The organism is Paenibacillus sp. CF095 (genome assembly GCF_900101225.1).
Lineage (GTDB): Bacteria > Bacillota > Bacilli > Paenibacillales > Paenibacillaceae > Paenibacillus.
Genome location: NZ_FMZN01000003.1, coordinates 103,812 through 130,567, shown reverse-complemented (window position 1 = coordinate 130,567; position 26,756 = coordinate 103,812). Strand labels below are relative to the sequence as shown.

15 protein-coding genes are annotated in these 26,756 nt (G+C 38.3%); 2 read left to right on the top strand and 13 right to left on the bottom strand.

All coding sequences use genetic code 11. The features are described from left to right. Positions 1–306 precede the first annotated feature (306 nt). Entirely contained in the window at positions 307–675 is a 369-nt protein-coding gene (locus BLS69_RS23075; protein ID WP_091036808.1) for a hypothetical protein, read from the bottom strand. Between the two features lie 197 nt (positions 676–872). Here BLS69_RS23075 and BLS69_RS23070 point away from each other — a divergent pair, with 197 nt between their 5' ends. After that, entirely contained in the window at positions 873–1,373 is a 501-nt protein-coding gene (locus BLS69_RS23070; RefSeq protein WP_091036805.1) for a hypothetical protein, read from the top strand. Between the two features lie 298 nt (positions 1,374–1,671). On the opposite strand, the gene BLS69_RS23065 is transcribed toward BLS69_RS23070, so the two are convergent. The 8 genes from BLS69_RS23065 to BLS69_RS23030 all read right to left on the bottom strand — a co-directional run bounded on the left by BLS69_RS23065 (position 1,672) and on the right by BLS69_RS23030 (position 14,296). Next, complete coding sequence (locus BLS69_RS23065; RefSeq protein ID WP_091036803.1) at positions 1,672–1,965, bottom strand: hypothetical protein; 294 nt, start codon at positions 1,963–1,965, stop codon at positions 1,672–1,674. A gap of 831 nt (positions 1,966–2,796) precedes the next feature. Beyond that, positions 2,797–4,122 carry a CHC2 zinc finger domain-containing protein gene (locus BLS69_RS23060; RefSeq protein WP_091036800.1) on the bottom strand — a complete coding sequence of 442 codons (1,326 nt, stop codon included), beginning with the start codon at positions 4,120–4,122 and terminating at the stop codon, positions 2,797–2,799. A 790-nt stretch (positions 4,123–4,912) separates the two neighbouring features. Next, positions 4,913–6,406, bottom strand: a complete 1,494-nt coding sequence (locus BLS69_RS23055; RefSeq protein WP_091036799.1) for a hypothetical protein — start codon at positions 6,404–6,406, stop codon at positions 4,913–4,915. A gap of 679 nt (positions 6,407–7,085) precedes the next feature. Continuing rightward, positions 7,086–8,318 (bottom strand): hypothetical protein, encoded by a 1,233-nt coding sequence (locus BLS69_RS23050; protein ID WP_091036796.1) that lies wholly within the window; start codon positions 8,316–8,318, stop codon positions 7,086–7,088. Positions 8,319–8,522: 204 nt separating this feature from the next. Next, complete coding sequence (locus tag BLS69_RS23045; RefSeq protein WP_091036794.1) at positions 8,523–8,789, bottom strand: hypothetical protein; 267 nt, start codon at positions 8,787–8,789, stop codon at positions 8,523–8,525. A gap of 186 nt (positions 8,790–8,975) precedes the next feature. After that, positions 8,976–10,121 carry a hypothetical protein gene (locus BLS69_RS23040; RefSeq protein ID WP_091036791.1) on the bottom strand — a complete coding sequence of 382 codons (1,146 nt, stop codon included), beginning with the start codon at positions 10,119–10,121 and terminating at the stop codon, positions 8,976–8,978. Further along, positions 10,121–10,999 carry a S1 RNA-binding domain-containing protein gene (locus tag BLS69_RS23035; RefSeq protein ID WP_091036789.1) on the bottom strand — a complete coding sequence of 293 codons (879 nt, stop codon included), beginning with the start codon at positions 10,997–10,999 and terminating at the stop codon, positions 10,121–10,123. Before BLS69_RS23035 ends, BLS69_RS23040 begins: the two co-directional genes overlap by 1 nt. Before the next feature lie 168 nt (positions 11,000–11,167). Continuing rightward, complete coding sequence (locus BLS69_RS23030) at positions 11,168–14,296, bottom strand: type IV secretory system conjugative DNA transfer family protein (protein WP_091036786.1); 3,129 nt, start codon at positions 14,294–14,296, stop codon at positions 11,168–11,170. A 256-nt stretch (positions 14,297–14,552) separates the two neighbouring features. Between BLS69_RS23030 and BLS69_RS23025 the strand changes: the two genes are divergently transcribed. Further along, positions 14,553–14,906 (top strand): hypothetical protein, encoded by a 354-nt coding sequence (locus BLS69_RS23025; protein WP_091036783.1) that lies wholly within the window; start codon positions 14,553–14,555, stop codon positions 14,904–14,906. A gap of 133 nt (positions 14,907–15,039) precedes the next feature. On the opposite strand, the gene BLS69_RS23020 is transcribed toward BLS69_RS23025, so the two are convergent. From BLS69_RS23020 to BLS69_RS23005, 4 genes are all read right to left on the bottom strand, one after another. After that, complete coding sequence (locus tag BLS69_RS23020; RefSeq protein ID WP_091036780.1) at positions 15,040–16,422, bottom strand: helix-turn-helix domain-containing protein; 1,383 nt, start codon at positions 16,420–16,422, stop codon at positions 15,040–15,042. 314 nt (positions 16,423–16,736) lie between these two features. Then, positions 16,737–16,982, bottom strand: coding sequence for a hypothetical protein (locus BLS69_RS23015; RefSeq protein ID WP_091036778.1), 246 nt, complete (start codon positions 16,980–16,982; stop codon positions 16,737–16,739). Positions 16,983–17,118: 136 nt separating this feature from the next. Beyond that, the gene (locus tag BLS69_RS23010) at positions 17,119–24,567 is read right to left on the bottom strand and encodes a fibronectin type III domain-containing protein (protein WP_091036775.1); all 7,449 of its coding nucleotides are present in this window, start codon (positions 24,565–24,567) and stop codon (positions 17,119–17,121) included. A gap of 876 nt (positions 24,568–25,443) precedes the next feature. Then, positions 25,444–26,490, bottom strand: a complete 1,047-nt coding sequence (locus BLS69_RS23005; RefSeq protein ID WP_143023613.1) for a hypothetical protein — start codon at positions 26,488–26,490, stop codon at positions 25,444–25,446. Between the last annotated feature and the right edge of the window lie 266 nt (positions 26,491–26,756).

Below are 26,756 nucleotides of genomic sequence, written 5' to 3'. Positions count from 1 at the left end.
AGTAATTCAGGGCACTCTCAATGGAACTCTGAGCGTTGATTCTGGAGGCCAAGCAACCGTAGAGAGCGGAGGTCAAATAGCAGGTAGTATCAACAACTATGGAAGTGTAGTTCTCAAAGGAAGCCTTTTCGGAGAGCGATTCGGAACTGAAGAGGTTATCATTAAGGGTGGGTTGATTGTATCAGAATAATCTTTCCAATACATTACTACATTTTAAGTAGCCTTCGGGCTGCTTTTTCTTTTTTCTAAGAAAGATTAATTATATATAAAGAAAGAGGACCGAAAGACAGTCCTCTTTTTATTCACTTAGTTTCTAACATATCCAACACCAAGTTCGGTGTCTCTTACAGCAATTAAAGTAATAGTATATCTGGTTCCATTTTTCATCCAGTAATCATAATAGTGAGCCAATGGTCCAGAAGGAGTATACAATGTGAATTCATGCACTTTTTTCCAGCTATAGTCTGCCTGCTGCTCATCCAAAATAATGTGAACTTGACCTTTTGTTACTTCGAGACCGTATCTTCCGTATTGACCTTGACCTACTACGGGAATCGCAGTATCAACCAACTTACTAGGGTGTACAATTGCATTGTTGGTTTCTGCAAAAACAGATGAGGCGCCGAGCAAACTTAGAATGAAAACTAACCCAAGCAATAACATTTTCTTTCTCATACAAATCTCTCCTTATAAAAGAAATATATTACATATATATAGTACAACAATAAAGAGAATGCTTTAGTGACATTTGTAACAATTAACATTAAATAAATATATTGTAATTAAATATCACAATATGGAAGGTGAATTGAAATAGATGTCGAACTATCTTTTGTATGTAATATATTTTATATAATGGAGGCCCAATATTCATGAGAAAAATTATAACTACATTTTTATCAATTGGATTTCTGGTGAGCAGTATATCTTCAGCAGCATCGGCAGAAATCGATGTAAACAAGCAACATAAAAACGAGAACGAAAATATTTCTAACATTCAAGTTGACACAAAAGTCAATAACCGAACCTCTTCAAATTCTACCGTCTCACTAGCTCAAAGCATGGTCTATTCAACTTCATTTAGTCTTACTTCTGTTTATGAATCATCATGGTTCCAAGTGTCCAATACGGGAGAAGTTAGTATTTGGATACATCAAAAAACAGTTGATCCTAAGTATAATCCATTAGTGCAATATAAATTAATAGGCTCTGGAGCTAATGGTTTTGAACAAAGTATTTATGTAAGTGGGACTTTTACAGATCAAAACACTATACGAAGCTTCAACAATATTCCCGCGGGAACTTATAGAATACAAGTGATTAATTACGGCGGCGTAAGTAAGATACAAGGTGATTTACGGTTATACAATTAACTCAGGTACAATAGTAGATAAAGAACCCAAAAAAGTTTAATTGATTAAGTACAAGTTGGGGATGCATAAGCATCTCCATTTTAAATAAAAGATAAGTCTACCCGATGTACTCTTTCAATACTAAAACTATAGTATGTGAAAAACGTAGACTGATGCACCAAATCAATCCTTGATCCCTTTCCAGTGGTTGCTATTTAGGTAATCGGGATATGAGGTAAAGGTTTCACCTGTGTCGCTACAGTTGATTTGAAAATTAATTTTAACCATGCCATCACATCCGAATGAAAGAATGTTTTATCTATTCATTTTTAAAATGATGTAAATTTTCAAGTTTCACATAGCCTATGCTTCCAGTTTCATCAAACTTTATTCTAGCTTTCAATGGGTTATTTAACTTATCTACTTTGAAGCCTACTAATGTACCCACTTTGTCACGATGCTTGAGTTTGTTTGGATTATCAGGAATGACTTTGTAGATTCCTCTATACTCGAGTGTGACCTTGCGGACTAGTTCACCCTTATCTAGTGCCTTAACAGTACATTTAAATGGCTTACCTGCAACCTCAGAAGAAAATTTAATGTCATATAGCATGATTATTCATCCTGTTAATGAAAGTATTATTTCACTCACATAACTTTGCGAATTATAATAATGACGTATTTGTACATACTACACTTGGCTCTCACTTTACACTTACTTTTCTACTACAATTATATAACAACGAGTGTCAGACTACCTATGTTTTATGAAACAAATGCAGCTATAGTGACCAATATAACTACTAGTCAGTCAATAATTTAAAAAGCACCCCGAAGGATGCTACAGATTTACTATACTAAAATTAGTGTTTTTAAATCCAGGGCCGGTAATCCTCCATCCTATATGATACAAATCTTTTTCACTTACAGTATCAATTTTATTGTACCCAGAAGAAAGGACTCTCCTTCCCAAATTGGCATAGCATTGGGTAAGGTGAAATTTCGAATTAACTGGAAGACAGGTGTAAGTTAATCATTATCATGTAACAGCACAGTTTCTTTATGAAACACAAAGCCACCATTGTTTACTAATTGAATTTTTTTTCAATATACAATGTTACTCCATAGTATTCTGCTATCACGGGAGAAGTATTATATACTTGCACCTCTAATTCTTTCTCTATATTCATTTCATCGGAGTGTATAGAAAAGTTCAACTTCAAATTAGGATGGTTATGTCTTCTTCTTACATCACGTACTTCATAATCTTCCATAGGAGCCGATCTAAAGTTGTATCGTTTGTAATATCTCTTATCATCAGCCATATGAGGCGCATCTACACTTTGGGGAATAACACCAATCGTCGGTTGCGTCTAATAACTTTAAACGTCGCAACGAGCGTTTACCTTCTCATATACTAAAGAATAGGTTTAACAACGCTCACTCATAAAGTAACTAGACGTCTTGCTTTGGTACGTAAGTCTATTTCAATGGGTAAAATAGACTGCAATAAGATATCATCGAGTCCCTTCCCCAATTGTGGATCCCAGCACCAAATGACAATCTCAATGCCCTCCTCATCTAAGGCTTGCTTTGCAAACTCTGTCAGATGTTCAAATACGTACTTATTCTTTCCTGCTTCTTTCGTTTCGTCTAGGAGAGCATCCATATCCATAGCAATTACTAGCTTTTGGGTTCTCCACTGACGAAGGAGGGGGATCACATCCTTGTAAATACCTGCGCCAGGTACACCAATTAATAGTTTTTGAAGTATGTTGCTAGATATATAGGATTTATGTTCGCCTTCGCTACAAACAACAACATCTGACGCAAGATATTTAGTGACTTCTACTCCTATCTCCCAAGCTTGAAGTATTGAAGAAGGCGCAATGATGTTTAATGGTGCTCCAGAGGATGCACCTGCTTTTCTCATTTCATTTACATCATCAACATACTCAATGTTAGGAGCAGAAGAAAACCACATATACTTTTTATTTTCTCTTCCGGTTGATACACGCAATCTGATCATTTGCCCTCTTGCATTTCGCAAAGGAATAAAGTATTTCCCCGATGCAGAGATAGTCCAGAACCAATCTCCCTCATGAATGGGATTTCCGCCTTTCCGAAGCCTCTTTGTAAATCCTGGAACGCGCTCTAAAGAGAAGCCTTCACTTAATAATGTACGAATAATTATGTTCAATTCTTTGTAACTCTTAGGCACTGACCGGAGCCCTATCGCTACAATTTCTTGATCAGAGTATTTTCTTTTAGATCTCCATTCATGGACATGTTCTTCATATATCGGGCACAAGGAAAGGAATCTGCGGTACACTCGATCACATATTTCATCCGATTGCGGTTTAACCTCTTCAATGAAAGGTCGCACCTGATATTTGGGAGTTTTATCTTCATCAGAACGCTTAGATTGACCATCTTCATACACAACATTTATTCCCATGATCTCTGCGATTCCTAAGATACAATTAAAAAAGTGTTTTCTGTCCCATTCTCCGAATTGACTCCAACAATAAAAGGTTATCGCATCTGCACCTTTACAACCACAACCTCCTCCATCAAAGCACTTAAAAATACCTTTATATTTGGAGATATATGTTTTAGGTCTTTTTTCTGAGCAGTGATTCGGGTTGGGACAATACGTGACCCAAGAAGTGCCTGAACTTTTTACGCTGTAACCCATTTGTACAGCCAATTCATACGCTGTAACATTTTTGACTTCATCAATCGTTTCTTCACTTATAAATTTAGCCATCACAGTTTCTCCTCTTTCCTAAATTCTTAAAACGACAAAAAAATACACTAACTCTTTCCAATGACCAATACATCCTAAAAAGGAATAGGTATCTCAGCATGAGATAGTTGGTCACTCGAAAGAGAAGTGCATTGAAATAGAATTGTCCTTTTGCGCAAGCTAGGACTTATAGGCATTAACAGCTGTTGGTATATCTGTATTTTACCATAGCTAATCCTTTTGAGAAAGCAAATAAAATGATGTGAAGACTGTAGGAGAAACTATTTCTAAATGATCTACTTAATAAAAGATCGATATAGAACCGGGTACATACTCGTCCCATATACGTGTAAAGACTTATCAACAGATAAATACAGAACTATGGTAATACGAATCTGATAAATACAGGAATAACTAAAAATCAGTCATATGATTACAGAAAATATTGGAGAGGAAAATACTTTTGAATATAACTGACTTATGACACTTGGCAATTGTCCACAATACAGAATTTAATCTACTAAGTGACTCTGTATTTATATGAAAACTATATGATGATGATACATCTTATCAAACTATCTACAGTATCTTTCTGTATTTGTACGAGGAAAATTATTTCTTTCTGATAAGATTTCAATTTTTATTCTGTATTTATATGAAGAATGTCAAAAAAAAACAACGGTTCGTAGTGATCCGTTGTTTACCCTCTTCTCTCCCTTAACAATTACAATATAGTTTGTGTCGTAAGAATTCACAGACATAACTATTTCATCAAAACGAATAGCCCTCTTTTTTTACTGATCAAAGAAGGCTAGGCGGTATGCTCTTTAGTTAGAATATGATGTTCAAGTTTGAAGTCGAGAGGAACATCTGGAATTGTAGTCCAAGCTGGCAACATCTCTATTTTGTTGATCATCCACTCTCGCACTGCTCGTGTTTCATATTCATTCTCTAAGCGAATAAGTGCTTGAATCTCAAGTTCTTTATATTTGTCAGGACATTTCCTTAGTGAGAAAGCGTGATTCCTCATCGTTACCGCATCAAGATAATACTGTAACTCATTAGATTGAGTATAATCATATAGGCTAAATGCCGGTGGCCTTGTATAACTACCTTCTAAGGATATGACGGAAGCCAAACAAAGTTTAGTAAATTCACGTTGGCTGAACATACTTGCTGCAGCTGCAAATTCGTATAATCTATTCTCATCTAATTTACGAGGACATATAAACTTATATACCCCCGTTTGCTTCGCGATTTCCAGATAAGTCACCATACCTTTGTGACGCATCTCATCTCTTATGAATTCCATAATATTAATCGGGAACATCCGATTCTTTTCATATAATTCCCTGATTTTCTCGATCACATAAACCATATACTTATAACTTTTCCCACGCAGCAAGCGAACTAATTGATAGAAGTCACTTCCATCATTAAGATACTCAAACTCTCCAATCAAATTTTTAGAGAGGAGATTCTTGAGATGTCTAATAACCCTTCTATATGTCTTTTTGCCTTGCAAGACATCTCTATATTGGGTTCCAGGAACATATTTGCTTGTATAAGCTTCATTGACGATTACCGTCAATTTTGGTGAGGTGGTCCCTCTTCTAGCCTCGATGTTCCAAGATGTTATGAGTGGCTTCTGATGTTGTATGGTTGTCGTTGAAAGAAGATGGAGTATATTTTTCAACTCGTACACATGCTTCTTATGGAGCTGTTTTAATATCCCCTTATCTTTATTGAGCCAGTAAAAGACCTCTTTCTCTTTCTCGTTACCTTGTTTACGAAGCAGATCAAAAACTAACTTTTGCGCAGAAATAGGAAGATCCGTAAAGCCCTTAGAAAAGACAAAAGGGTTTACGACAACCAGACGACTAATCTTATTCGTATCCGGATTAATAAAGTTTGTAAGAGAAAACTCACTTGTGACGCCAGATAGCTTTTCTTGAATGAGGCCCAAACGTACAAATTTCTCAAATGCTATGTAAAATTGATCATCGCAACACGGATCTTCATAGAGCTCATAAAGCTTTTTATAGATTTGGTGTCTTGATACATTTTCAAGCTTACCTTCTGAATTAAAACACACGTGTAGTGTAACCATGAGCATGATGTCTGCTTCTGTCACATGCCACACTAACCGGCCAACTCCATTAGAACGTGTTCTAAACTTTTCACTGGTGTGTATCTTTTCGGAGATTGAAAAAAGCGCATCAATAAAACCATCGGTTAGCGCAATATCTTTTGATCCGGATTCTTTATCTTTAGGTTGAGTGATTTCAAATACAATCTCAGTCACGTTGGGCCTCCTTTCTCTATATAAATGGACTCCAATGATGTAAGTGGTAGAATGGGACTGATCCATCGCTAAAATTCGCAATATAAAAACTAAAACAGCTTTTAAAAACATTTCTTTGGTCTAGTTAACCATGAAACTTGACGCAGTAAGACAATGATTATCCTCAAGCAGTACCCCTTAAAATGGAGATTCTTAATTTTATCCACAAGTCTAAGGAATGATTTACCTTTTTACCTAATTCGACAGTATCATTAACCATCTTTGTTGGTCAATCGGAGTAAAATGTATGATCAATGACGGAGTAGAATGTATACTTCCTTCAAAAATACATTCCACTCCCTTAAGTATACATTCTACTCCCTACAATATACCTTTTACTCCCACCGACATACATTCCACTCCGTTCATTAACATACATTCTACTCCGTGATTTTCGCGAAATATATTTTATATTCGACCGAATAATCCACAGTTTTTAAACTTCCATCTCGCTATTTGTGCGTTTCATTCTGGAGGGTAAAAAAACAAGAACAAGAAATAAACCATGACGGAGTAAAATGTATGGTTTGTCAGGGAGTAAAATGTATGTTATTTTACGGAGTAGAATGTATGTTGAACATTGGACCAGAATTTAAATAGTAAACAAAAATTGTACTTAGAGAGCCTGTACCAACAGCTCTCAAAGCATTTTTTGGGACGAGTCAAGTTCGATTGCTCCTGTCTTGCCTCGATGACCCTGAAGCCACTCACTTGGTGTAAACTCAATATGGGTAAACTTACGTTTGCTTTTACACATTTTGAAATCAGAGATGATATCTGCATCCAACAGGTGCGCAAAAGATGTTTCGATCGTCCGAATGGTCCTCGCACGATTAAAATTCGCATCATTTCCATCTTTCAGAATAATATGATCCATGAGCTGATCCAACGAGAATGACGTAGTCCCATTCTCAATAGCATCTAAAATATTTAAATAAATCATTCTTGCATAGGAGGTGGGCAACTCATTGTAAATCACCATATTAATGAAAAGATAATTGCCAGCCAGTAATGAGTCATGTAGTACTTCATGGAAAGTTATTACTGCAGCTCGTTCCTTTCCTTCCTCTTCTTGAGTCCGTGCAATCCAGGCTAAACTCTTAATCGGTCTATGTTGAATCGTAGCAGAATAGTATTCAGAGATCGCAGGATCAAAATATTCCTTATACTCGATCCACGTCGCTGCGATATTTTTTAAACTCTTATGGATTAGTTTGTACTCTCCCCCAGAAGGTTTCGTAATCATAGCCTCGGCAAGGTCCTTAAATTCAAACTTGATTTGTTTATTCTTGCCTTGATTCAACCATAATTTAAACAGCCCTATTAACACTCTTGTATCATAAGTATTTAATAAAGCCCCATTATCATTCTTGTATATCATAGGACGGAAACCACGTCGTTCTAACTCCAGGATATCCCCTCCTGTAAGTTTGTTCATCCCGTGAGGTGTTCCACTAAGAAAGAGTCCGCCTTTAATTAAATTTTTCTCTAAGATATGAGAATGCGAGTTATATTGTTTTCTATATTCCCGTTTCATTTGGATTGCCAGTTCAATCGCTTTGATAATTAAATCATGATGCACCTGTTCTAAGCGATCTGCTTCTGTAATTTTTTGACCGGAGCTTTGTATCGTTAAGTACCTTTTTAATAGCTCCCTTTCTTTATCTCTATATTTCTCCAATAGGGGTTTCAACTCATGCAGATTACTATTCATAAACCCTTTTGAGATGATCTGCAAGTCGCTCTGAGTAAGACTCTCAATTTTCTCGGAATCTATTCCAACTTTTTGCATGGCGACCGTTTTTTGAGCAAGGGAAGAAATCTCATTGGATATTAGGTCTTTAAATTTAGACATATCTTTACTCACCTTCATTCCGCAGAATTCTCCTTTGTATTGTAATAGCTCGGCAGCCTTAAGTCTATTATCCGATCTGAATCTTTAATAGGTTAAAACCGTACAACCTTGGTGCTGTCTGCCAAATTACATAATTCGCAAGATTTACCCAAGATTCATGGCACAAAACATTGTGATTATGAAAAAACCTGGCTGAATGCCAGGAAAGTGGGGACACTTCTATTAGTTCAATACATCTTTATAATATGTAAGAAGATGGTCATTCGCTCGTTTCCATTCCAAATCATCCACAATGTCATGTAGCTCAGACGATGCACCTTCGGTTTCGACTACTTTAAAAAGGTTATATGATGTATCACTTGTGCTTGCTGCCACGTAACCTTGTTCCTCAATATAAAACATCTTCAGATACTTAAGCTTCGTTCTAGTATCCAATTTATCGCTAATAATAATTAAATCAACCGGAAAGTTCTCAAAATTACCACTCATCTTCTTCAGTCCCCGTTCTAATTTATTTATATAGTTCAGCTTGTATCTACATTATTAAAAGTAATAATTATCAAATCATAACAATTATATTCACACTCTAAATAAATGAATATAAGTTGTCAACTAAAACCATCAGGTTATGAAAAAGCAATGATTTGTCTTTGAAGACACCCTATCTCGCCTATATTAAATATCGTCATCATCTTCAATATCTGGTTGCAAATTTGAATAATACTCCGAAGCCGTCATCCCCTTGTATCCTGCTTTCAAATACGGTATGGAAACACCGATCAAAGAATCCTTTTCCAGGTGGTAATTGATAAACGTTTCTGGTCCAATGCCAGAAAGTAAACGTTCATCCGTAGTGTAGCGAACCTCGACACTCGGCATATACTTTCGTTGCAATTCAGAAAGAAACTTAACCCGGCTATCTCCATCCACAATCATAATAACCCGGGTTGGTCTTTGATGTTCGGGTAAGGAAGTGAACGCGAGTTCCATACGCTGAAATCTCGTAATGACTTTGTTGATCCAGTCTCGAGATGGACGAAATACCTCTATCCAGAACAATTTAAAATCATTTATATCTTTAATAACTCTAAAGGAGGCATAAGGATAATGATTAGACTGGGCATTGGGGATTTTGATAGGTGGACGTCTGGTCCATTCAACCAAGCGGTCAATCCGCACCAATTCGCTATACAATTCATTTGCCGCTAAATCCAGAAAGAAAATATCCATAGATGGAGATCGCCCAGGTGGGAAAACGATCGGTTGGAGCCAGAACTTGTCTGGAAGTCTCTTTTGGAAAATAAGTTCAGCTGCTTGTGCGCTTGCTTTAGTTAAAGCATATACTTGAGGCTTTTTACGCTGCTGAGCACCAGTTAAAGGTGAAACCCATGAAAAGGCACATATAACTCCATTCTTCCTGCACTTTTTAATGAAATCAACCGTACTCCGATCATCTTCTTGACCTGGATTTAAGGATCTGTGTATCTGACTTCTTGTTGCTATTCTAATAGTAGAAAGCAGATCAAGTAGTTTAACTTCTTTTTCAGTGAAATGGCCATCTGATAACCTCGTTTCTAACCAGTACTGACCATTTCGTATCCCTTCATTTGCTTTAATGAAGACTTGCTGTGCATACGGATCGCTAAATAATCCAAACTCAGATCCGTCTGGCAGTAACATTTCTCCAATGTCTCCTGGGGAATCCTGGCCATAAGGATTCATTTCTGGAGGTACTGTCTGGAATAATGAAGCAGGATGTTGCTTCGCCTGCAAATCGGATCCAGATTGTTCAAATTGAAGAACTCTTGAATTTGTAACCATTAGTGTATCACACGAACGCCGCGTCTATTTCCAGCATTGATGGATCTCTGAGGAAGGATAGTGATGGCCTTAATTCGTCTATCCCGGTGATTGATCTCGAGAATTTTAACGGTTACTTTTTTCCCTTTCTTCAACACATCCGGATTCGCGTTTGGTGGGAAGTTCGTGCGAACAGTTAAACCAGATACACCAACAAGCTCCAGAAACACACCATGCTCTGGGTGAATTTTAGTAATAACCGCTGTGTATGATCCTCCTTCTTTGTAGTCGCCAATTTGTCCCCATGGATCTCTCGATAGAACTTTAGCGTTGACTTCAAGAAGCCCACTTGGGTTTTCCTCTGTAGGAGCTTCGAGTTTCGTAATTTTAATATCGAGAGTATCACCGATTTCAAATTCGCTTCGCATATCTTCAATATATGAGTAACTAACTTCCTCCCTGTTCATAACAACTGGAACACCTTCAACAAGTAGATACAGGCGAGACATATCAATTCCACGAATAAATCCGACCATAACTTGTCCTACTTTAGCAGACTTCCAAAAACGCCTTGCAGAAACCTCAAGTGCTTGAATCCGATCAGCTAAAAACCAATGCCCCTCGATATCCACCGTCTCTACAACAAATTCGAATTCTTTTCCCAGAAAATGATGAAGTCCTTTGAATTCGTAATTATCAATCCGGGACTTAGGAAGATAACCAAAAACTCCTTTGTAGTTGAGTTTTAACATTTCTTCCTTTTTGTCACCCAAACTCAATGTTTCTAATCCGATAGCTTCAGCATAAAGAACTTGTTTCACACGCTGCGATTCTTTAATATCAGCCCATCCTAGTTTTTCATCCCCAACATTATCAAAGCGTTGTTCAATTTGGCGCATAGTTACCCCTCAGCTTTCCTAATCTATTTGAGAATATACATGTTCGCCCGGAAAACAAAAAAGAAGCACCTCGTACACATGTCGATGACATGTGTGCGAGGTGCTTCCCCGATCCGAACTTATTCAATTACTTATAATAGTAATGACAATCTCCCATATTGTCAACTATCAATCATCGTCTATAACAGTGCTGTCCAATTTGGTTATTCGGGACTGAGCTATTTCTTTTTGCTTAGTTCGGGCACCCCTCCCCGTAGCAACTAAGTCGCTAAGTTCCGGATCAATAAAGGTGTTAGAAAGTTGATCCGCTTGACCTGTCCTAGTGGGTAACTGATGTTCAATGTATTCTTTTGTTTGATCAATTGCGTTCTGTTCAGTCACTTGATCTATTTCGATATCCTGAATCCCCCAGCCTTCATCTGAATCTGTTAGTTCTGGTTCGCTACCTAGATCTTGCGGATCCATGTTCTTGTGACCTAGTTTTATAAATAAGTCATTCAATGAACTTTCAACACCTGAAGGCAGTGAAAGGCTCAGGTCTACGGACTGTTGATCATCTTTCGAATCAGTGTTTTCTGAAACAACCTTATCTGCCATGGGCTTCATACTAATATCCTGTAATGTTTCTGAATAAAAACGATAATCCTCTTCATCCTCCAGTAATAAATTGATTGATTTCGGAGGTGTAGTACTTGAACTCGTTAGGTTGAACGTCTCTTCTTCATCCACTGGAATCAATGCAGGTTCTGACTCTTTTTCTTCTAAAGGATTGGTTGTAGTTTGACCCCGATCCCTTAAGAAATCATCCATGGCTACCACGCTAGCTACTGATGAATCAAGCATAGCTGCGGACTGCTCCGTTTCATTGTATTCACGTATCATCGTGGATGGGGAAGTCGGTAACAGTTCCACCAGATCTTCTTCTTTCTGTTGCATTGGCTGCTCTGAGATGTCTGGAGATTCACGTTCACCCGTATCGTCTGCTGCTTTAACGCTGAACAACGGCTTTAATAAGTGGATGTGAGCCAGTTTGTGCGCTGCAATGGCCAAAGGTTTGTGGTCTTTCGTCTCGAATTCAATTTTACCGATATTCACAAACTTCGAAAGGTATTTAGTTTCGGTAATAAACTTACCGTACGCACGGGTAGGGGCTTTTACACTACCATCTGCATCAACGAAATCAACAATGAAGTGTTTGAATTCTTGCTCCTTTATATCCGTTGGAGTGAATCTCGCTGCAAGGGTTCTTTGCATATTATGCCGCATCCCCCAGGACTGGTTAGGCATACTGACCGGCGTCATCGACTCATTCGAAGATTCTTCGACCTGCACTTCTTCACCAAAGTTATTAGAGAAGCGCTCGTTATCCTCATATTCCCCTCCCCCAAAAACGGTCTTATTCCGCGCAGAATTCAGCACAGTGTTGTCATATCCCTGCACAACAGCTTTCAGCTGACCCAGTGACTGAATTGCAATAAGCGTTCCGACTTTAAATGAACGACCAAGTGTTAACAAACGCACAAAGACTTCGTTGATGTATAGTGGGAATTCATCGATATTGAGGAAAACAGGACAGCGTTTATACCCATTTTCTTCTGGTGGACGTCGAAATACAGAGGATTGAAATTGACGAATAAAGAACTGTCCAAAAGATAGACTTAGTTCTTCTAATTCACCAAGTGCGGTATTAACCAGAAGCACGCCTCCGTCTTGAAGGAATTGATCTATATTTAATGCCTCTTCCCCTTCATTAGCCACCATGAGTTGAGATAACATTTCATTCATGACGATATCATTTAGATACTTTTTACCACCGGCAACATACTTGTCTTTTTTGTTTTCAATGATTTGTTGACCTTCGTATTTGTGTCCTGATGGATAGGTCACCGGATGAACGTTTTGTTCTTTGTCTCGGAACGTTTTATAATCGAGGACCTCACTTTCAAAGTATGATACGATCCTGTCGTAACGCTGGAGAACAGATTTCTTGTTTGGATCCAGTTCTGGATCAGCTTGTTCGCTATCGATTGCTTTACGAACTTCCTCCGTGATATTCGCAAGATACCGAGGATCCGTGTACATCTGCTGCATTTGTACAATGGAAAACAAATCTCCATAACGGATTTTTCCTAACATCGTATACAGACTTGCAGTTTCACTTTGCTGACCTTTAAAAAATTCATCTTGGTCACCTGCCAGCGCATCTAATACGCCTCTAAACGTTTCAGCAGCTGACTCTAGTGGTCCAACAAAAGGGTTAAACTTAATAGATCTTACCAAATCGGTTGGATCGACAATTTTAATTTTATGGTCAGGTATCCCTAGTTCTCTGCAAAGCTTTTGCACATCTCGGATTAAATCACCTTTAGGTTCGAGAACAACAACACCTAATTTCCTACCTCTTGCGATTCGAATTAAGTCTTGAACGATACGTATTAGAATAGATGTAGAGGTTTTACCAGTACCGGTAGCACCAACAATCAACTCGTGTAAATATCGAGAACCTTCAGTCAATACGATAGGTTTGTTGGTATCCTTCTCCCATCCGACAATCACGTCAGATGATTTACCACGCAGCGTGAAGGACTGGCTTGCAAGTAAAGAAAACTCCCATTTGTAAAACAGTAACTGAAGATCTTCATTTCGATAGAATTCTTTTGCAACTATGTACACTGCAAAGAGGGAGATGAAAACAGGAATACACATAAGAACAAACCCAAAGCTCTCCATGGACCTAACGACTAAATAGTCTTTGTCCGATTGAACAGTCACAAAGAAGTCGAAGAGGTAGTTTCGCACATACCAAGAAAAAATAGCTGTGAATGAGCATAAGAAAGGTATTCCAGACAGAATTGCTGCAGCTATTCTTCCTTTTTTGGAAGTCCAGCTAATTAAAGTCTTATACCCCCGCATAATGGGTTGGGTTACCGTGGAATAGATCCAAGTTAAGATAGGAAAATTTAACACGATTAGTATCCACAACGTTTCATAATGATGAAGTGGAACATAAATGAAATCAAGTAACATGATTAACAGTGTAGGAGGTTCTTCAAAGAAAACGCTTAAAAAACCCATAGTCCCGGAATCCACATTAAACCATTGTGCAAAAAAAATAGCAAATGATGAAAATCCGAGCCACATATTGATGACTATCATCATTGTGACTATAATCGTATGAAAATAAATACGATACCACTCATCCATTCGCTCTCGGTTGTCGATCCACCACTTCCTTATGAACGATCTTAATTGAGGAGGCATTCTTTCATCTGTATTGTTGATAGCAACCTTTTCCATTGGCATCCTCCTTCTACATCTTATTCTGATTATGAAATTGAAACCTTGAAAACCTGTTAAAACAAAAAAAAGAAGCACCAGCTATAGCGAAGGCTCGCTATAACTGGTGCTTCCAGTTTCCGAATATTCAATTTCTAGTTTCATTATAGCCCCTTGCTAAATGATAGACAAGAGTATGTTACTCAATGTTTTGACAATTGAATAGAGAATGGGTTAGTTTATACATTAGGAACGTATTTAGAAAGGCGGTCCAGTGATGTCTGAACATAACATGGATAACAATAACTCCAGGAAGATTGTAATATTGAATGAATTAAGTGAAATTTTAAAAGCACGAGAGCCTATGGATTATAGTGAAATCAATCCTGCTCTAAACCCAAATGTAGATGCTGAATACATAGCTAGCTTGGATGAGAAGAAAGAAATTGAAGTTAAAGCACTACAACAAGCTTGGGAACAACTTGAAGAATTACTATTCAATGATTTACAAATCACACTACAAGAGAAAAATCAATTAGTTACCTATCTTGGCCAAAAACTTAAAGAAGACAAACAGAAGCAAAAAAGTCGTGCTAAATCACGTACACAAGTTTGGCGATCAAACGAATGATAATTGACAGTAGAAGCACCTTAGGGGTTATCTCACCAAGATGCTTCTATTTTTTGTCGCTAGGTTGGTTAGTGAGTACACCAACATTTAAAAACGAGATCTTGAGTCATTCACTAAGTCCAATGGATTTCCTTTAATACCGTAAGTGAGGAAGAATCGAAAAACTATTCTGACTAAAATACGCCTGTTCATGAAGATTATCATTAAAAATGCTAAGAGCCTCTTCATATATCGTACCCCTATTGTTAGGACCGTTTAACTTCCCGAGTTGATATAAAATATGTGCTTTTTGAGGTGAGCGATCAGACCCTTGAAAAAAGCTGAGTGCCTTCTCAAGAGCACAGCGCTCCTTTATCGCATCTTTGCTAACTTCTCTAATTAACAACGCTTCTAGTACATATGCTCGGTATCCTTCAGCGAACGAATATTCCTTAATGTATTCCTTACATATGGCAAGTATACTCTCCGCTACGAGATATTCTTTTTTTTCTATTTCCAGCTCTACTAACATGAAAAGACATCTTACTTTCTGGGACACAATGTTTTCGGGAACTGTAACAGCAGTAACCTCTCTTAAATATTGAAACATATCTTCAATAATAAGATGTGGTTTAACACGATACATTACAAAAATGAACTCTAGTGAATTAAATAGACTTGCTAAGTCGCGTTGTCTTTGAAACCAGTTCATCGAACGAAATAACAAGTTTCTAGCATTCTCATACTCTTCTTTGAGCCAATAGGTTATGGATAATAGGTAGAGTGCATGATAATAAGCCTGTTCGCTTTTTCCTTCAATTGTTTCAATACAAGTTTGTACGTGATATTCGGCAAGATCCATATAACCGATGTGTATATAGATAAGAGTTAAGTTATAATGTACATTTGAAATATCTAAACTAAGAACCCTGTCATCTTTTTCAACGAAGTTTAAAGCTTTTTTAAGTGTTGTGATCGCATCTTTAATATGACGCTCCTGTAACTGAAGCGACGCAAGAGCATTATAGGTGCGTATCTTTACTTCAACGCTATCTTTATCATAGACTTCAGCATTAATTACTTCATTATAGTACTCCGAGGCCATGTCATAATCCAACAGCTCTCTATAGTATTCTCCCCAAAGAAAGTTAATGTGTATTATCATATTCTTGAATGATAATATTTCTATATTTTCTTGCAGTTCATGAAGAGAAGTTTTCAACCCGTCCAATAAACCTACGCTGAGACGATGTTTCGCTAAGCTTATTTGCTGTCTAATATTTTCTTGTTCCGTTATATATTGATCCGATTCATCTATAATAAATAACTCAACCGGTTCTTCTAATGCACCTGCAATGTCAACTAATTCCTCAAAGGGAAATTTAGCTCGTTTACCCTTTTCGATGTTGCTCAGTTTACCTGTAGCATAACCTAGTTTATTGGCGAGATCGATAAGTGTATATTCTTTTCTTTTCCTAATTTCACGGATTTTTCTCCCTACTGATTCGGGATCAAGAGCTCTCTCTCTTTCCAGCATTTAATTCATCCTCCAACAAACAGATCACTATTTTATCATTATAGCGCTTATCGTTTTTTCTGTAACTGTCATCCACTTATCTCATATTTTAGAAGTTCTCTCTGATCAAAATAGTCTTCAAAGGCACCACTTGAGGAACCAAGGCTGATTCTGTGGGAAAACCTCATAAATAAATTGGAGGAACATGGAATTATGAAGTTTGGTACAGGTATGAATGTTCTAAGGTGGTAATTGCTTTCGATTTATTATTTTCATAGACCCTATTGTATCAAACGATATCACTCGAGATAGTCAAACATTAATCTCGGAAATATTTATTTCCTTACTTTTAGATTAATCATAGGTTGATCATCGATTAACGTTTGAATTCTACATTGGATATTTTGTATTTCTAAGTTCAGCTGTTCTTCATCTTCTCTCTGATTGCATGAGATACGATCATCTGAGTAGTATGAGGCAAAATAGCTCAATTCTGATTCTAGAAGACTAAGTACTAATTGGAGAAACTCAATTTCGCTAAGTTCTTCCTTATGGTTTGATGGAACTTTATGTAGGGTCAAGTGATTTACCTCCTAATTCAATAGGTGGAGCACCCAGAAATTGAAAAAACCATTTCAAGGTGCTCCTTGTCGTAACCTAATGAATTTTCATTTTACCATTTTCATACTTTTGGTGCATTAGGAAATGTTAACCTTCCTATTGTGACTTCTTGTTATTATTCTCCAAATCCTTGTGGACCACTTCCATCAATCTGAAAATTAGTGCTGCTGCCTCAGACCGAGTGAGATCTTTCAACGGACGAAACGAACCATCTTGATACCCGTTGACTAATCCTAATTCAGATAGGTAGTTTACTTTATCAGCTGCCCATCCTGAAATTTTGGTCTCATCCACAAATCTCTGCTGTTCACTAGTTCCTGAAGCGTTCATTCCTCTCAACACATTAGCTAAGATCACCGATGCTTGTTCTCTTGTTATAAGTTCATGTGGTGCGAACACTTGGTTTCCCATACCGGCTATAACCTTATTTTTAATGCCGGCTGCAATATATTCTGCAAACCAGTCTTCTGGGCTTACATCCTTAAAAGTCCCTTTGTATTCTGCCGACTCAATTCCCATTAAACGGACGATTAACGCAGTGAATTCCGCTCTTGTAATCGCACGTTGCGGCTCGAATTTAGTTTCGCTAATCCCTGAGATTACTCCTTGTTGCGCCAAGAATATGATCTGTTCCTTATTAAAAGTACTGTCTATGTCTTCAAAGAACACTTGTTTTACAGGCGGAGTTGGTACTACCTCAAGATCAGCAGGTACATCTTTAATTGATTCTGTAGGTTTTGATACAGGTTGCCCGCTGATGTTTCCTCCAGAAGGTGCGAGGAAGCCCAAAGTCCGAGCAGTGATCTCTTTAACTTCACTCCGGTCAGAATTTTCGTTCTCTGTCCAAGCTTCCATCAGATACACTGTTCCCCCACTAAGATTTTTCAGCGTAAAGTGCTGATCCTTTCCTCTATATACTTCTGTCCCATGATGAGCAAGAACGAAAATTTCGTTGGCTGATGGGAGCGTCCAGGTGAAATCAACTTCATTCGTGGTTTTACCTACAGCTTTTACCTCGAAATCTCCACTTGGTAGCGTCTCAAAGATCGGCACATCGATCCCCTTAGCTTCACCAACTTCATTAAATGGAACTATTCGGTATGTTCCGTATTTCGTAGAGCTGCGAAGTCCAGTCAAGGAGAATGATGTGTTCTCCGTGGATGTAATGATTGTATCATCATCATCATCATATAGGTTGTATCCTGTTGCACCTATAATAGGCTCCCAAGAAATCTCTACTCCATCGACATCTCTTTTATCAATAGATGGAGAGATGGTCATATCAGCGGGTAGTGTTGTTGCATCTAATGCAAAACCTTCCTCACTTATACCCGTGTCATTTAAGGTTCTAATGAAGTATTTATATGTCTTTCCTGGCTCAAGGTTTTCATCATTATATACAGACTCCGTCACTGTGACTTGGCCGATTTCCTCTCCACCTCGTTGAACAATGTAAGCTGTAGCCCCTTTTACCTTACTTAAAGCAAAATCTAGAGATACTCCATTCGATGTAGATGTGTAACTCACAGTTGGAGGAGCTGCAGGTAATGTAAGTAGAGAATGAGTAAATTCTTCTGATCGATCTCCTTGGCTGTTCTCCGTGATAAATGAAACCTCTTCGTTTGTTCCCGCTCTTAATTCAGTTAAAGTGAAGTTAGTTTCCTGTCCTCGGTAAACTTCCTCGCCCTGATACTCAATGACCATCATTTCATTCTTCAATGGAAGAGTCCATGAAAGCTCAGCTTCCGTTGTTTTAGGTTTTGAATTCACGATCAACCCTTTAATTACTGGGAGCGTCGTAAATTCTTTTACCGAGAATGCTATGGCGTCGCCTGCATTGTTAAATGGAACAACACGAATATTATTGTACGTTTGTGCACTGATTAAATTGTCCACTGATGCACTAAATTCGGTCGTTATAGTAATTAATTCTGAGTCAAAATAAACTTTGTACCCCTCTGCCCCCTGAATTTTATCCCACGAGATCGATACGCTATTATCTGATACAGACAGAACTTCAGCTAGTTTTGAAGATGTAGCTGGAACGGTTCTTGCTGTTAGTGCAAATCCTGTTACACTCTCACCTGACTTATTTGAAGTTTTAATAACATAAGTGTATTCTTCTCCAGCTTCTAGTCCATCTTCTTTAAATGAAGTTTCATTCAACGGGATTCGTCCAACTTCCTTACCGTCACGTTCAATGATATACTCTTCAGCTCCGCGAACAGCACTCATGGATAAATCGATAGTTAGGGAGGTATCCGTTATACCACTAATAGTGGCTGTAGATGGTGCTGTCGGTTTTGTTAAGCTTGTAAATGTAAGAGGCTCGGATTCAATACCTTCTACATTAAAAGAAGTGATGGTAAACGAATAAATTGAACCCGCACTTAAGCTAGGAATGATACTCTCCAAATTCGAAGTTGAATATTTATCGCCCGTTTCATTATTTAAAATTTGATAAGAAACAGCTCCCTTGACTGGAGACCATGTCACGTTAATTTGATTCGTTTCAGGATGAACTACAATAGAGTTCTCATTTACGACTTCTGTCTTTGTCGTAACTTGAACCGTCCTAACTTCTCCTGCTCCACTAGTGTTCTCCCCGTGAATCGAATAACTGTATTTAGTACCTGGAAGAAGACCTTTATCTGTGTATCTGATGTCTGATGAAGGAATCTTCGCAATAAGTACCCCATTACGTTTAATCACATATGTGTCAGCTCCTGTTACTTGTGTATCAGAGAGATCAAGCGTTAGTGACTCTTTCTCGATGTCTACCGTATTCACGTTAACGGGTTTTCGTGGCAGCGTCTTAAATCCAAATTTTGAATTCTGGGAACTGACACCAAACTCATTTACAGCATGAATCACATATTCATAATTCGTTCCATCCGAAAGTCCGGTTATTTCGAGAGAAGTCTCCGTCCCTTGATACAATACGTTGTCGTCGTGTTCAATAATATATTCAATAGCTCCGGTTACGGGTTCCCAATTCACTTCTGCTTTATACGTTGCTGGGGATGACTGAACATTTGTAACGAATGAAGGTTTAGTCATCCATACATAAGCTGTCTTCTGACTTTCACCTGTTTGATTTACAGCCTGAACAGTAAATGTATGCTTTGAACCTGGAATAAGATCATTGACTTCGAATTCTGCTGAAGTCGGAGTTCCGACAATTTGTCCATCCATAGAGACAATGTACGAATTAGCGGTTGCTACTGTTTCCCAGCGAAGGCTTATAGTCGTCTCAGTCGTCTCAGTCACTTCAACTTGATTAGGCGAGTGAGGATTGGTTAAGAATTCGCCTCCTACAGAATCACTATAACCAGAGTTGTTGCCTGCTTCCACTGTGTAGTTGTACACATGACTACCTGAAAGCCCCGTAAGTTCTAGATGAGTCCCCGCAACTTCAAATGAACGGTCTCCAATCTTAAGTCGATATCTATCTGCCCCAGGTACGGGAAGCCATGAAACGGTAGCACTTGTTTCAGTTATTGAATCTAACTTTAATTCTTGTACTTGATCAGGGACGGTGATAGAGCTTGCCGAAACAGATGAACCTTGTCCACTCTCATTCACTGCAAAAACTTCAAAGGAATACGATGTTCCCGGAACAAGATCTTGGACAACAGCTGTGGTTTGTTCACTAGGGACGGTTAAATACTCTCTGCCTTCTTGAACAATCACATAGTGGTCAGCTCCTTGAACTGCCTGCCATGTTAAGCCCAACGAATGCTGAGTCGGATTCACGATTTGTAAACCTTGTATTTTACCAGGTAGTGTCATCAGTCCATTTAAAGTAACTGTCTCGCCCGTTCCTGTTTCATTGGAAGCACTTAGTCCATATTGATATAACGTCCCTGATTCAAGACCAGAGTCTGTAAAGGTAAGTTCAGGTCCTTCAAATAGCGATTCACCATCTCTATTCAATGAGTAATAGGTTGCTGAAGTGACCGTATCCCAACCGAGTGTTATTTTCGTTTCCTCTATTTGTAGACTTGCAAAATGACCAGGAGCAGATGGTAAAGATAAGAAACCAGCATTTCGACTAGAGCCTTCTCCGGATTCATTTATGGCAATTACACTTACGGAATAGACCGTCCCTGCAGAAAGTCCACTTATTAACTGTGCACTTGTACCATGTACGATTTGATCAGAAACAATTTGATTGTTCCTATCTCTCGCTATGACTCTATAGGAAGAAGCGCTCGTCACGGGATCAAAGGAAACACTCGCCTGACTATAATCATTTCCAACCTTTTGAATTACAACATTTTCTGGAGCAAGTGGTAGTGTGAGCGTAGAAACAGTATTTGAGAATTCACTATGTCCAACATGATTCATGGCACGTACTCTGTATTCATACCTGTTTCCACCTGATAGAGCTTCATCTAAAATCCCATTTGAAGGGTAGTCTAGACTCCAAGTTTGACCTGTTGTTGTGTTTTCAATTTCAAATTGATACCCATCTGTGAGTACATCTTCAGGTAGATCAAAAGAAACTTTTGCGGTCCCTTCAGAGACATTAGTTACCTTTAAATGCTCAGGTATATCGGGCAACCTTTGTAGCCTGAGCGGGGAAGTCACGGTAGTGAATGAATTCCCTGCGTTATCTTGTACTTTGGCATGCACGTACCATGTCCCTTCAGAATCAATAGTAACTATTTTTTCATTTTCATCAGCAGAATCCCAACTTACGGGTGCTTCTGCACTGTTAGTGATTTTAAAATATCGTTGATTTGGATCCACTCCTGAGTGTACATCAGAGTAAGTAATAGAAACGTCAATGTTTTTATCCGTCCAATCTGTAGTATTCGGAGTAATTGAAATTGACGGGTCAAGGTTATCAATAAATACTTTTTTGACAACTTCTTCTCCTACATTGCCGACTGCATCACGTGCTCTTACCGTTAAAGTAGTAATACCGTTATCATGAATTGTTCCAGTACTTCCTTTCACGAACTCGGTATCATTGATTTTATATTCGTAATGGATTGGATTATGATCTGTACTTCCATTAATAGAGAACGTAACCGAATCCTGTGTCCAGGATGATTCACTCAACAAGACTTGAGGAGTTGACGGAGCCGTCTTATCAATCTTAGCCATAGCTGATGACAATGCTCCAACATTACCTACGTTGTCCACCGTTCTTGCAAATATTTCAGTTTCACCTTCTGCTGAAATGGTTTCTTCGGCTACATAATCAACCCAGGCTCCTGTAGCTCCAAACCGATATTGCGTCTTAGCAACTCCGCTTCCCTCATCTACCCCATCGGTAATAGTGAATGTCACGTTTTTGTTGGTCCACTCCAAATCACTCAATGTTAACTTCGGTGCTGTTGGACCAGTTTTATCGATTTTAGCTTCAACTACTGCTTCAACACTTATATTTGAAGCATTATCGATGGAACGTCCGTAAATTTCACTTCGTCCTTCCGTAGTAATGGAAAAGCCTTTTGTATAGTCTTTCCATTCACCCCCGGGACCGATTTTATACTGGATTTTTTGAACACCACTGAGATTATCCGTACCAGGAGATAACGTCACATTTACATCTTTATTGGTCCAGCTAGAAGGATCCAATGAGAAAATAGGTGCTTCCGGAGCAGTTTTGTCTATACGAGCTGTTGAAGAGGAGACAATGCTTGTATTTCCAAAGTTGTCTATTGTTCTAGCATAGATATCCTGAAGACCTTCTTTAGAAACTTCAAATGGCTCTTTATAATCCACCCATTCACCGGTTGATCCGACTTTGTATTGACTTTTCTGTACACCACTTAAGTCATCTGTTCCGTTTTTTACGGTCACTATTGCAGATGTATTAGTCCAACTTGAAGGAGCAACCGATACTTCAGGTGCAGTCGGTGCCGTGGTATCCTTAATGATTTGGCCCGCCGCAGTATATGCTGTTGCAATTCCCCCTCCATTTACCGCACTGACAAACACGTTATATTTCCCATCTGCAACTCCGTCCAATGGAATATTCAGCGGTGTCGCTGTCGTTGTCCCAGATTTTACAACTTTGCTATCTGCATCACGTAATTCATATTTGTATGTAGTCCCAGTTGGGTTTCCATTCGCTGACCATTTTACGGTTGGTGAGTTTCCTGTCTGCGTGACAGTTGCTGAAGTTGGAGTATTAGCATAGGTATAACTACTAGTTTGAGTAGAATAATCCGTGTAAGAACCACTAGAATTTTTAGCTCTAACTTTAAAGACATAATTGGTATTAGGTGATAATCCAGTAACCGTTGCTGTATTAGCAGAACCTGCATTAATCGTTTGGTTCGTCGTGACATTGAGTAACTCATAGGTCACAGCTGACTCGTTCTCTTTTTTGTCCCAGGTGACCGTAAGACCATTGGTAGAAGTTGAACTGATTACGGGCTGACCCGGAACAACAAAACTTCTTATATTAAAATTGACTGTGTTTGCTGTAGAAACGCCACCTTTATCATCCATAACCCACACCTGTAAGGAGTGAGCGCCATCCGATAGGGTTGAAGGCAGTGTATAATTACTGCTAAATTGTTGATTAGATCCATTGGCCGTCAATGTAGAAAGAACATTTTCGGCCCCCCCATCTATAGACCACTTCACAGTCAGAAGATCACCGATATCCGTATCTTTGGTAGTACCGGCAATCTGAAGTGTTTGACCTTTGTAGTAGGATTGGTTAGCAGCTGGAGAACTTAAAGCAAATGAGGGCGGTGTATTCTGTGGGCCAATTCCCACAATGGTTGAAACTTTCCTCGATCCGCCGCTCGAAACGGTTTGTTTATCCCACCAAAACTGTGCAGCTGTATCTCCTGCAGTAATCTGTTGTCCCACGTAAAAAGAGGAAGGAGGACTGCCGCCTGTCAAGCTGGCGTTTCCTGGGCTCTGATAAGCTCCCATAAAAATTCGATCTGCGTTTACTACGTTATATGTGTTTGCGTAAAAAGCAGTGATCTGTACCCCACCACTATAATTTCTCCAGCCATTTTGAATAACTTCAAATGGTGAAGCGTCATTACCGTTCACCATAGTATCCCAGTAAAAGGTTCCACCTAGATTTTGATTACCACTACCTCGATTGACTGCCTCTAACTCAACCTTCATATACCCACCTTGTGATGTTGCATTAACAATCGACACACGAAGGATGAATTCAACATTATCTTTCTGACGTGACATTTCAATGATATTGTCATTAATTCTAAAGTAATTTAAAGGCAGCGAGTTGAAATTGATTCGTTCCCCGTTATAATCCAGGAACGTTGAAACATTCCCGGCATTGCTACCAAAAAATACGTTGGTGTTTGGTAATAAAATGATACGGTAATTACCCTGATCGTTCATCTCCACTTTTACTACGGAAGATTGAACAGCTTTTAATGATGTCGTGTTGGAAACAACAGAAATAGTATCTACTGCTGCATAGGCGGCAGGTGTAAATACACCGGTTGCCACTAATGGGGGTGCAAGTAAAGCTAACGCTAATACAACTTTAGTTGCTTTTTGTGCTGCCTCCCTAACTTTCTTTCTCTTCTTCAATAGTCTCCCTACCCTTCTAACTGTAAAAACAAAAAAAGCACCTCAATATTGGTGGTTAACCAATATCGAGGTGCTTCCCCGTTTCTACTATTAAGTTATTTGTATTATAAGCCATGGTCATACTGCTGTAAATATATTGCCTTAAACTCATGTTGATTTTTATGAACTGAAATTGTATTAACACTTCATCTCAGTGCTTATTACATTGAAACCAACCTGATATACGATTTTAAAAAAACTAATGATGATGCTATGATCTTAAGGAATGAGATTGCTTTTACACAACTACCTAAGTCATTTTCTTAGAAAATCGATATAAAGTTTCAAGTACTGCTTTGGCACTAATATCCGTGATGATAAATGAACACTACTAAGATGCACGGTACGAAACTCTACATCATTTAAGTTATTTAGCAGCAGTAATGGCATCATAGAAATGAGTGCCTTCACGAGGTTCTATACAAGTAATCTTTTTCAAGGCCACTCATCGGATCTCCTATAGTTCTATTTCTGTAACAATCGGTCCTTAGATTGCATTGGCAATACTTATGACCAACAATAATACCACTGCGAAGACAACCCCATACCCAAGTACATACAAGGTAACTCTCGATAAAGACTTAATCAACCGATATGAGATATAAAGAAAATTCATTAACAGATAACTCATATGATCCTACCTTTCTTTAAAAATAAGAAAACGCACCTACCCAATACGGGCAGATGCGTGCTTCGCATATATTTTATTAAGTTATCTTTTACTCTATCATCCTTCATACAGCCTATCAACTGCACCTTCACAAAATATTGAACAATGTTTTAATTCTCGCGCAACTTTGAGTTGTATTTAATTAAACTTCATTATTGAGTTATATGTCATTTCTCCAATTGTTTTCGTTCCATAAGTTGTTTGTATATGGAAGCAGATCTTCTGAGAAGATCTGAAGGTATTCCTTCTTCACTCATTGTTGTAGGAGAGTGAACTGGTAACACTTCCTCTTTTGTTTCGATTCTTTTATATTTGTCCAAAATAACTATGTCGTGAAGCAACCATAAACTTCCTGATTGTCTTAGTAATCCTAATTTCTTATATCTCTCTAGGGATCCTCGTGAGTTATCCCGGCGTATTGTTCCCTTAGGTAGACCATGTTTCTTCTCAGCTTCAGATGTAGTCATCACTTCTGAAATTATTTTTTTGCACTGATCACAAATTGTGTAGTTTCCAAAAAACGTTGGAATACCGTTCTCTTTCAACCAGACATTACATTGAGAGCAACGATAAGGTAGCCTCCCACCTTTAATTCGATCTACTTTACTTTGTAAATCTTGGATTTGTGCTTGTAAGCTAAAGATTTGAGTATGCAAATCCGGGATTAAGGTTCGCATCCCTTCCATAAATTTTTTTTGCTCTTGAAGGTGATTCAAGCGATTAATCAATTCATCGATCCAAGAATGTAGTAGGTTAGTTTTACGCCGGCCGGCTCGATAGTAGATCTCACCTACTACCTCATGTATAAGCCAGAATTTCTCCGATTTACGTATGAGAAACTGCGATTGCAGCATTTTAAGGGGACCTTCACAATCTTGTTTTACAGTCCCGGGACTTTTAATGTCAAGATCTCGTTCCATTTCAGTAGTACCTTTCACCTGCTTAATCGTACATAAACACCTTGGACATATCAGGATGCTACCTTTGTCCCCAAGTTTAGCTGGTTCATCTTCATTCCAAATAGGCTGCTTGCATAAATGGCAGTCTATCCGAGAAAATCTGAGGTTTAGTCTTTCTTTTCTCTGCTCAAAGCTTCTAATCTCTCCTTCGATACTAAATATCTGATAGGAGGCATCCGGGAGTAAGTCATAATTATCTATAAGGGTTCCAAGTGTGGCTCGAAGATCTTTTAGGCGTTGTTCATAATCATCCATTATATGCATATATCTCCCCCATCTCTAAGGTTCACTATTGCATATATTATATTCGAAAACGCACCAACTAGAAATGAAGCAGTTAAATGATTGGCTTCTTTTACTGTTCCTTAACCGTGTTAATAACTCATCTAATAAAGCATATCGTAAATCATCTATAGTATTATGTAGTTAATCATTAATGACATGAAAAATCGGGTTCTTCTCATTCCTTCTATATCAAATAGTTATTTTGTTATATTAGTTCCATTGCTAGTTTATAATAC

Coding starts and splice junctions, on each gene's coding strand:
- BLS69_RS23075 (WP_091036808.1), bottom strand. CDS start 675: ATGAGAAAGAAAATGTTATTGCTTGGGTTAGTTTTCATTCTAAGTTTG.
- BLS69_RS23070 (WP_091036805.1), top strand. CDS start 873: ATGAGAAAAATTATAACTACATTTTTATCAATTGGATTTCTGGTGAGC.
- BLS69_RS23065 (WP_091036803.1), bottom strand. CDS start 1,965: ATGCTATATGACATTAAATTTTCTTCTGAGGTTGCAGGTAAGCCATTT.
- BLS69_RS23060 (WP_091036800.1), bottom strand. CDS start 4,122: ATGGCTAAATTTATAAGTGAAGAAACGATTGATGAAGTCAAAAATGTT.
- BLS69_RS23050 (WP_091036796.1), bottom strand. CDS start 8,318: ATGAAGGTGAGTAAAGATATGTCTAAATTTAAAGACCTAATATCCAAT.
- BLS69_RS23045 (WP_091036794.1), bottom strand. CDS start 8,789: ATGAGTGGTAATTTTGAGAACTTTCCGGTTGATTTAATTATTATTAGC.
- BLS69_RS23040 (WP_091036791.1), bottom strand. CDS start 10,121: ATGGTTACAAATTCAAGAGTTCTTCAATTTGAACAATCTGGATCCGAT.
- BLS69_RS23035 (WP_091036789.1), bottom strand. CDS start 10,999: ATGCGCCAAATTGAACAACGCTTTGATAATGTTGGGGATGAAAAACTA.
- BLS69_RS23030 (WP_091036786.1), bottom strand. CDS start 14,296: ATGGAAAAGGTTGCTATCAACAATACAGATGAAAGAATGCCTCCTCAA.
- BLS69_RS23025 (WP_091036783.1), top strand. CDS start 14,553: ATGTCTGAACATAACATGGATAACAATAACTCCAGGAAGATTGTAATA.
- BLS69_RS23020 (WP_091036780.1), bottom strand. CDS start 16,422: ATGCTGGAAAGAGAGAGAGCTCTTGATCCCGAATCAGTAGGGAGAAAA.
- BLS69_RS23005 (WP_143023613.1), bottom strand. CDS start 26,490: ATGGATGATTATGAACAACGCCTAAAAGATCTTCGAGCCACACTTGGA.